At 45.4% G+C, this 6,773-nt stretch carries 13 protein-coding genes; 8 read left to right on the top strand and 5 right to left on the bottom strand.

Going from position 1 to position 6,773, the window contains the following annotated elements; translation table 11 throughout:
* The first annotated feature begins 142 nt into the window (after positions 1 to 142).
* The 5 genes from KKC1_RS16060 (at position 143) to hepT (ending at position 1,537) form a co-directional block, all read left to right on the top strand.
* A complete protein-coding gene (locus tag KKC1_RS16060; RefSeq protein ID WP_153802857.1) occupies positions 143 to 286 on the top strand; it encodes a hypothetical protein in 144 nt (47 codons plus the stop codon).
* Between the two features lie 85 nt (positions 287 to 371).
* Positions 372 to 458 (top strand): AbrB/MazE/SpoVT family DNA-binding domain-containing protein, encoded by an 87-nt coding sequence (locus KKC1_RS17540; RefSeq protein WP_088554311.1) that lies wholly within the window; start codon positions 372 to 374, stop codon positions 456 to 458.
* A gap of 56 nt (positions 459 to 514) precedes the next feature.
* The gene (locus tag KKC1_RS17065) at positions 515 to 646 is read left to right on the top strand and encodes a hypothetical protein (RefSeq protein WP_272946669.1); all 132 of its coding nucleotides are present in this window, start codon (positions 515 to 517) and stop codon (positions 644 to 646) included.
* A 59-nt stretch (positions 647 to 705) separates the two neighbouring features.
* Complete coding sequence (mntA, locus tag KKC1_RS09945; protein ID WP_088554309.1) at positions 706 to 1,122, top strand: type VII toxin-antitoxin system MntA family adenylyltransferase antitoxin; 417 nt, start codon at positions 706 to 708, stop codon at positions 1,120 to 1,122.
* Complete coding sequence (hepT, locus tag KKC1_RS09940) at positions 1,112 to 1,537, top strand: type VII toxin-antitoxin system HepT family RNase toxin (RefSeq protein ID WP_088554308.1); 426 nt, start codon at positions 1,112 to 1,114, stop codon at positions 1,535 to 1,537. The genes mntA and hepT overlap by 11 nt, the downstream gene beginning before the upstream one ends.
* A gap of 215 nt (positions 1,538 to 1,752) precedes the next feature.
* On the opposite strand, the gene KKC1_RS09935 is transcribed toward hepT, so the two are convergent.
* On the bottom strand, positions 1,753 to 1,950 hold the full coding sequence (locus tag KKC1_RS09935; protein WP_088554307.1) for a hypothetical protein: 198 nt from the start codon (positions 1,948 to 1,950) through the stop codon (positions 1,753 to 1,755).
* Positions 1,951 to 2,131: 181 nt separating this feature from the next.
* Positions 2,132 to 2,599, bottom strand: a complete 468-nt coding sequence (locus KKC1_RS09930; protein ID WP_088554306.1) for a hypothetical protein — start codon at positions 2,597 to 2,599, stop codon at positions 2,132 to 2,134.
* Between the two features lie 425 nt (positions 2,600 to 3,024).
* Here KKC1_RS09930 and KKC1_RS09920 point away from each other — a divergent pair, with 425 nt between their 5' ends.
* The 3 genes from KKC1_RS09920 to KKC1_RS09910 all read left to right on the top strand — a co-directional run bounded on the left by KKC1_RS09920 (position 3,025) and on the right by KKC1_RS09910 (position 4,155).
* A complete protein-coding gene (locus KKC1_RS09920) occupies positions 3,025 to 3,378 on the top strand; it encodes a nucleotidyltransferase domain-containing protein (RefSeq protein ID WP_088554304.1) in 354 nt (117 codons plus the stop codon).
* Complete coding sequence (locus KKC1_RS09915) at positions 3,353 to 3,745, top strand: HEPN domain-containing protein (protein ID WP_088554303.1); 393 nt, start codon at positions 3,353 to 3,355, stop codon at positions 3,743 to 3,745. Before KKC1_RS09920 ends, KKC1_RS09915 begins: the two co-directional genes overlap by 26 nt.
* Positions 3,746 to 3,906: 161 nt before the next feature.
* The gene (locus tag KKC1_RS09910; protein ID WP_238134270.1) at positions 3,907 to 4,155 is read left to right on the top strand and encodes a DUF4351 domain-containing protein; all 249 of its coding nucleotides are present in this window, start codon (positions 3,907 to 3,909) and stop codon (positions 4,153 to 4,155) included.
* A gap of 108 nt (positions 4,156 to 4,263) precedes the next feature.
* On the opposite strand, the gene KKC1_RS09905 is transcribed toward KKC1_RS09910, so the two are convergent.
* The 3 genes from KKC1_RS09905 to KKC1_RS09895 all read right to left on the bottom strand — a co-directional run bounded on the left by KKC1_RS09905 (position 4,264) and on the right by KKC1_RS09895 (position 6,229).
* On the bottom strand, positions 4,264 to 4,755 hold the full coding sequence (locus KKC1_RS09905) for a ribonuclease toxin HepT-like protein (protein ID WP_088554301.1): 492 nt from the start codon (positions 4,753 to 4,755) through the stop codon (positions 4,264 to 4,266).
* Positions 4,752 to 5,132 (bottom strand): nucleotidyltransferase family protein, encoded by a 381-nt coding sequence (locus KKC1_RS09900; protein WP_088554300.1) that lies wholly within the window; start codon positions 5,130 to 5,132, stop codon positions 4,752 to 4,754. The genes KKC1_RS09905 and KKC1_RS09900 overlap by 4 nt, the downstream gene beginning before the upstream one ends.
* A 170-nt stretch (positions 5,133 to 5,302) precedes the next feature.
* Positions 5,303 to 6,229 carry a DUF1848 domain-containing protein gene (locus KKC1_RS09895; RefSeq protein ID WP_192868186.1) on the bottom strand — a complete coding sequence of 309 codons (927 nt, stop codon included), beginning with the start codon at positions 6,227 to 6,229 and terminating at the stop codon, positions 5,303 to 5,305.
* Positions 6,230 to 6,773: the final 544 nt, after the last annotated feature.

The following is a 6,773-nucleotide window of genomic DNA, read 5'->3' as shown; positions in this document are numbered from 1 at the left end:
TCACTGAGTTTCATGTAGATATTATACCATAAACAACTACATATTTCTATCTTTTATTCAGCAGTTTTTAACCCTTGACAGAAAAGGAGACATTACGGTATCATTAAATAAATGATAATGATTTTCAATTAGAAGTGATATCATGGTTAAGTCTATTAAACAGGGCCAGTGGTTAATTAATTATGAAGTGCATGGGGAAAAAATTATCAAACTGCTCAGTGCCTTCAAAGGAATTCAGGAGATGGGCTGGCAAGGCCGGAGAGAAAAACCGGAGGGGGAGCGGTAAGCGGAAGATAAAATTGTTGATTAACTTTTAGTTTATATGTCAGACTGAAAGTAAAAAAGTATGAATTCAAAAAAGGAGGCAAAACATGAGCCGGGCCAAAGTATCACCTAAAGGACAAATAGTTATACCCGCTAACCTGAGAAAAAAATATGGTTTTCACCCGGGATCGTGATAGAGATTCAGGATGCCGGGGACCGGATAGTATTACGTCGGGCCCCCAGGAACCCGGTGAAAGAAGCAATGGGTATGTTAAAAGGGAATAACTCATTGACAGGAGAATTGCTGCGGGCGAAAAAAGAAGAAAGAAAACTTGAAGAGCGACAAGCAACCTTATCGTTGCGTATGGATAATTTTTTATAGTATTATCTGCCATTTTATGGTATTATGTTTTTAAGATTTCTTAGCTGGAGGCTTCGAATATGTTATTGGAAAAAATTCTTCCCGTCTTGGAAAGGTACAACGTCCATACCTGTTACCTTTTCGGCTCCCGCGCGACAGGTGGTGCAGGCCCCGACAGCGATGTCGATTTGGCCGTACTCTTCTTTCCGTACGATCCGACCGTACACAACCTGGACCTCCAGGTCGAAATGGAAGCCGCACTGTCCAGGACGTTGCACCCCCTGAAGGTTGACTTAGTTTTTCTGCAAAAAGAAAAGATCACCTTTAGGTTTGAGGTGATCAGCAGCGGAAAGGTAATTTACTGCCGGGACCACGACGAACGCACCGACTTTGAAGATATTGTGGTTCGCGATTACCTGGACTTTGCTCCCTTTCTGAATCGGTATTACAGGGAAATGCTCGAAGCAATTGAAGGGGGCGAATTCTTTGCTGAATAAAAAACTGATTTTCGAACGGGTCGACATGATTCGCGCATCCGTCAACCGCCTGAATTCCTTCAGAAAGCTAACGCAACAAGAGTTTTTAGCAGATCCAGATAACTACGCCATTGCCGAACACCACTTGCGGCGGGCGTTGGAATCTCTTTTTGATGTCGGACGGCACATCCTCGTTAAAAAAGGGCTGGGACATCCCCGAGACTACCGTTCTATCATTGAATTACTGGGACAAAACAGGGTAATCCCCCGTTCCTTCGCCCAAGAAATCATTGGTATGGCCGGGTACCGCAACCGGCTGGTCCATGGTTACGCCGAAGTGACGGGGGCAGAGCTCTATGACCTAATTCAGACCAGATTAGAGGATATTGAAACCTTTGTGAAACATATCCTTGAGTTTTTGAAGGAAGAACAATAAACAAAACCAGAACCACTCCCGGGTGTGAAGTAGCTAGACTGAATTCAAGTTTAGAACCGTTCCCAACTTGATTCCACTTCTCCCGAAAAGAATCCCGTATTACGAGCAATCGACATTTTCGAAGGTGGAGCAGAAGCATATGATGCCAGCGAAAGACACAAAGCCAGTTTCATCACTGGAACAGCCCTGCCTTAGGCAGGGCTGTTTTGGGATTCCTAATCGTTTCCGTCGGCTGCGTTGTTGGCCACACCGTTCTGGTTGATATTTTTGCACTTAGCTTTAGAGGCAGCGGCAGCAGCGGCGGCGGCGAAGAAAATAGCTACGGCGAATGGTACATCCTTATCCTTCAGGTAATCCATGTTGTCCTTAAATTGAGCCATAAAGTCCGCGAATTCATTGTGCTTTTTATCCATTGAGATACCCCCTATCTATAGATTGACCTGCCCCCTAGCGGGGCGGTTCTGCACCTCCCTTCGGGGGTTGTTTCTGTAATATCATATTATGTAGATAAAACCGGATTCGGTTCCATGATAATAGCAGTAAAACTCTCTATCCGTGATGTGGCGGATAACCACTGAAGCATGGACTTGGTTTTTAAGACTTGGCTGCGTAGGCTACTTCGGCGGAGTTACTTGCCCCGTTCTGGTTACAGTTGTAAATTAACAGGATTAGACGGATTCCCAGGTCGGGCAATTTAATTTCCTTTGCCGTAGTAAGATTAGCCAAAAATTGGGCGATCAATTCCGGGCTTATATCCCTAAGTACTACGTTACCGTCCTTATCACGGCTAAAATACTGGCTCAATTCCTCGCGAAACTTGTTGGCAGTACCGTTCTGGTTAATGTTGTAAATCCACAAAACTACCGTTTTCAGGCCCGCATCAAAACTGCCGGCAACACCCTCGGTGGTTTGGCCCGGGTTTGACTGGACGGAAATAATATCTGGCCGTTCCTGCTCTTGTTCTGTCTGGTCCTGTTTAATTTTCTCCTGAACTTCCTCTTGCCCGGTATCCTCTCGCCGTACCTCTTCTTCGTTAAATTTCTCATTTATGATATCTACCAAGGATTACTACCTCCTGACTTCCAAAAAGATGATTTTTATCTTTATCGATGTATCTTATGACAGAAACTACTTAAATGTGATAATCAAGCTTCTCAGCTCTCTACGTTTTTGAGTTACTGTGTCCGAAAAGAAATTCAAGTCCAGAACCGTCCCCAACTTGATGACAGAACCGTCCCCAACTTGATGAAACCTGCAGAACCGTCCCCAACTTGATTGATGAAACCTGTAAACAGCGCTTAGTTCCCCAATCAATCTACAGTAACCGTCCCAGCCCCAAAAAAGGACAGCTCCGGCTTGAATTCAAGCCTATGTTGATTGCCTTTTCAGGCGCCGTATGGTACTATAACTTTAGACAGGTGGAAAATGTTGTAATTGAAATATGTTTTGAAAGTAAATGAGTGCGGTAACTGAGGGAGGATTTTTCCATGGGCAGAGGCTTCACCAACAACCAATACTTAAAAGAAGAGCTGGACCGCATAAGTGGGATTATAATTGAGAAGTGCCGGCCGGAAAAGATTATTCTTTTTGGCTCCATGGCAGACGGCAGAGTCAATAAATATAGCGACATTGATCTAGTAGTCGTCATGGATACAGATATGAGGTTTATGGACAGATTGTTGTTCCTGGCGAAACTTACAAATCCGCAAGTAGGAGTGGATTTCCTCGTCTATACACCGAATGAATTCAGAAAGATGCTTGAGCAAGGTAATCTTTTTTTAAAGGAAGAAGTCTTGAAAAAAGGAGTTGTTGTATATGACAGCTCGACAGCAAGAATATGAAGCCTGGTTGAAATATGCAGATGATGACCTCAAGGCGGCAGAGGAACTTATCAAGGCGGGATTATACAATGTGGCATGCTTTCACTCTCACCAAGCTGCAGAAAAGTTCTTAAAAGCTTTCCTGGTCAAGCGTAAAATAAACCCTCCCAGAATTCACAAGCTACCTACACTGGTAAGCTTGTGTGAGGAAATAGCTCCAGACTTCCAACAACTCAAGTCAGATGCCCTGATACTTGACATGTATTACATTTCTACCCGGTATCCTAATGCTCCAGTAGGGAGTTTGCCCGAAGGGTTACCTAATGAAGAAGATGCCTTAAAAGCTTTAGATATTGCAAAGAGGATAAGGGACTTTATTTGGTCATGAGGTTGTGAGTTAGGGTAGCAGGGGAATGGAGGTCTGAGACGTGAAATGAGCGTAACCTGGACCAGGAAGCCAAAAAAACAGCACTCTTCAGAGCGGAAATTTTTGCCGGTTTGATTTACGATAAACAGACTATTGATGCCGTTTTTCAGGAGGTGGAAAAAATGCTGGGCATCGAAGAATCCGCCGGTTACCAAAGGATTTTTGAAAAGGGTATGAAAAGAGGCAGGGAAGAAGGTAGGGAAGAATCCTTGGTAGACATTACCATTAGACTTTTGATTAAAAAGTTCCGTAAGCTGCCAAAGGAGTATGTGGTCAGAATAAAAGAACAAGATACCTATGTACTACAGCAGTTGATAGATAACATCTTTGATATCAATGAACTGTCCGAACTGGATGACTACCTGCATTAAAACTGTACCCCGCCCCACTGCCACCGCAGTGGGGTTCATTTTTGACTAAGTCCAGAACCGTCCCCAACTTGCAATAAAAAAAACTCGACCTTACAATCAGAACCATGCCTAGATCTCCTTATTCTCTCCTTTTCTCGCTTCAATAAACTGGATAAACACATTGATTTCATTTTTGACCTGGCTAAATACCTTTGGCAGATTATTGACCAAATGTTTAATTTTTCCAGAATTAAGGTTAAAAGTATACACGTTTCTGACAACGTGACGGAAACCTCGATAATCATCCAAGTTGTTCCGCGTTTCTACAGAGATTACTTGGGGACGAACCAACGGAATTTCTACAGTCATTTGTCGCAATAACTCCTGGTGCCAGTTTTGACCCTCAGGTCTGCTCTGATCTATAGTGTTTGCAATCAACTCAAAAACGCGTTCCAGACCGGTGTAAATACTGTGCAGGTTTAAAGCGACACTATCTAGATAAAAGTCGTCCCCAGTTTGTTTAGCACGCTTCCAACCTTCTAGCACACGTTCAACGACTTTTTCAAGTTCAGAAAGTTCTCCACGTATTCGACCAGCCAGAGCAAGGTATTTCTTCTTCACAGTTCAACGCCTTCCTTCTCAATGCTTTTTCGTAAAGATGTCCCGCATGTTTCCGCATCAATCAAATCGATTTTGAATTCTTCACTCATTCCTGTAACAGCAGCTACAGCACTGTAAAAACGATCATCCGGGATACCCCAGGCTGCTAAATCAATGTCCGACCAAGAAGTGAACCACGCATCATGAACCAAAGAGCCAAAAACTACCACCTTTGAAGCACCGTAAGATTTTTTTAATAAGTCTGCTGCCTTCCTGGCCAATTTCCATGCCCGAGTATATCGTTCAGATAAATTTTTATCCCCATTTACATTGTCACTAACAAAAGTTAATGGATACATTTTTTCAAAATACTTGCCCGAATCTTTTCTAGGCTCCATGGGAAGCTGCTCCTCCTTTCCCCATATTTAATTATACTAGCAATTTCTGGATACAACAAGCTCGTATTCCTTCCGGCACTATAAACATAATCCGGCCGGAAGAAGAACAGGGAAACTATCTTAAACCCCATAATTCTGCACACTTATTTATCAATTCTTTTTGTCGCCTTTCAATCACTGGTGGTGTCCATTAAGGAATTCCCTCTGCTAATCAGCGCCGGTGAATTTGGACCATGGTGAAGATAATTTTTGCCGGCTTTAGAACCTGCGTTTGCGTAGCAGTAGATACAACCGTGGGGACAGGTATCGTACGTACCGATGTCTACACTCTCGTAGCATCCGCACTGTTTACGGGTGGGCTTGATCCGGTATAGCCCTACCTCAAGTCCGAACAAAGCGGCCAGGAGTTCTGCGTCCACGCACCGGGCTTTTTTCACCCACCCACCGACTAGGTGATCATTGCAGCAACTGTACAGTTCAATGCCGTGTTCGGCGGCAATTTCGGCCAGCCGTTGGGCCAGGGCGGCCTGCTCGGCTTCTGGAACAGATAACAGCTTTACCCCCTTTTTCTCCAGCGCCTGCAACCGCCGCTCAACTTTCGGGTAGAGGTTGACAAAACTTATGTAGCACCTGGTCGTATACCCTCCCAAGCGGCGACATAAGTCCCGGAACCGACGGAGGTGGAATTTCTCGTCCGTCACGCTGGTCAAGAGGATCGGGTCGTAGCGCCACTGGATATGCCTCGGGGAAAACATTTTGGAAATTGCTCGAAAGGTGGAAACGGTCACCTCGGCGTCCGGCACCCGGCCTTCAAACACCCCGGGCAGTCCGGTGAGGGTGTAAAGAAACGTCATCTTGTAACCCAGGGTTTTCAGTTCGGCCAGATACGGCAAAAAGGGCGCAAAGTTCTTCGACCAGAAAACAAACGCACCGACGTCTTCCGGCCGCAGCGAGACCCGGAGGACCCGGTGGCTAAATGGATTGTGGCTCAATGTCCACCCTTTGCGAACCCGCTGCATAAACCACTCCCCGTAAAAGGCGGGGATGTCAGTACGCCGGCTGACCGAAACGATCCGGGGCTTATTGAACAGCGCCATTTTTTCTTCCATCAGGCAGTAATACCCCCCCTGCGCTCACCAGCGGTGACCTCCCCTACGCCAACACCACCGGCTGGCAGGACACCTGTGTCGGCGTGGATGGTTCCGCCAGAGACCGCGTGTGTTTTTACGAAATCAGCAACTCTTACCTCTGTATAAGAAACGTTCCAAATGATCTTCCCTTCCTTCTGAATTCATCAGGTAGGGTTACTAGTTGTAGTACCGCTTAACCGGTAGTAATTGGTTAGATCGCGTATCTACTGTTCCCCTTCCGTTACCTACTTAAATTTTATACGGCCTCGGCTTTCCGGTCACCCCAAAATCTTCATATTCACTTTTCCCCGCCGGTCCGGTTTAACTTTGGTATTTTTAAGCTTCTCAGCTCTCTTCGTTTCTCTTCAACGCTTCCATAAGTTCCTCCAACGATCTTGGATCCGGTTCTACACTACCGTTCCACCTTTCATAGAAACATATCTCTACTCAAGGCTTCCTGCTTCCACGACCGGGTGCTCGTAGACCAGTCCAAAGACTGTTCCGCCGCAGA

This window comes from Calderihabitans maritimus (assembly GCF_002207765.1).
Lineage (GTDB): Bacteria > Bacillota > KKC1 > Calderihabitantales > Calderihabitantaceae > Calderihabitans > Calderihabitans maritimus.
Note: the sequence above shows the minus strand (reverse complement) of the source record. Positions and strands in the feature narration are given on the sequence as shown.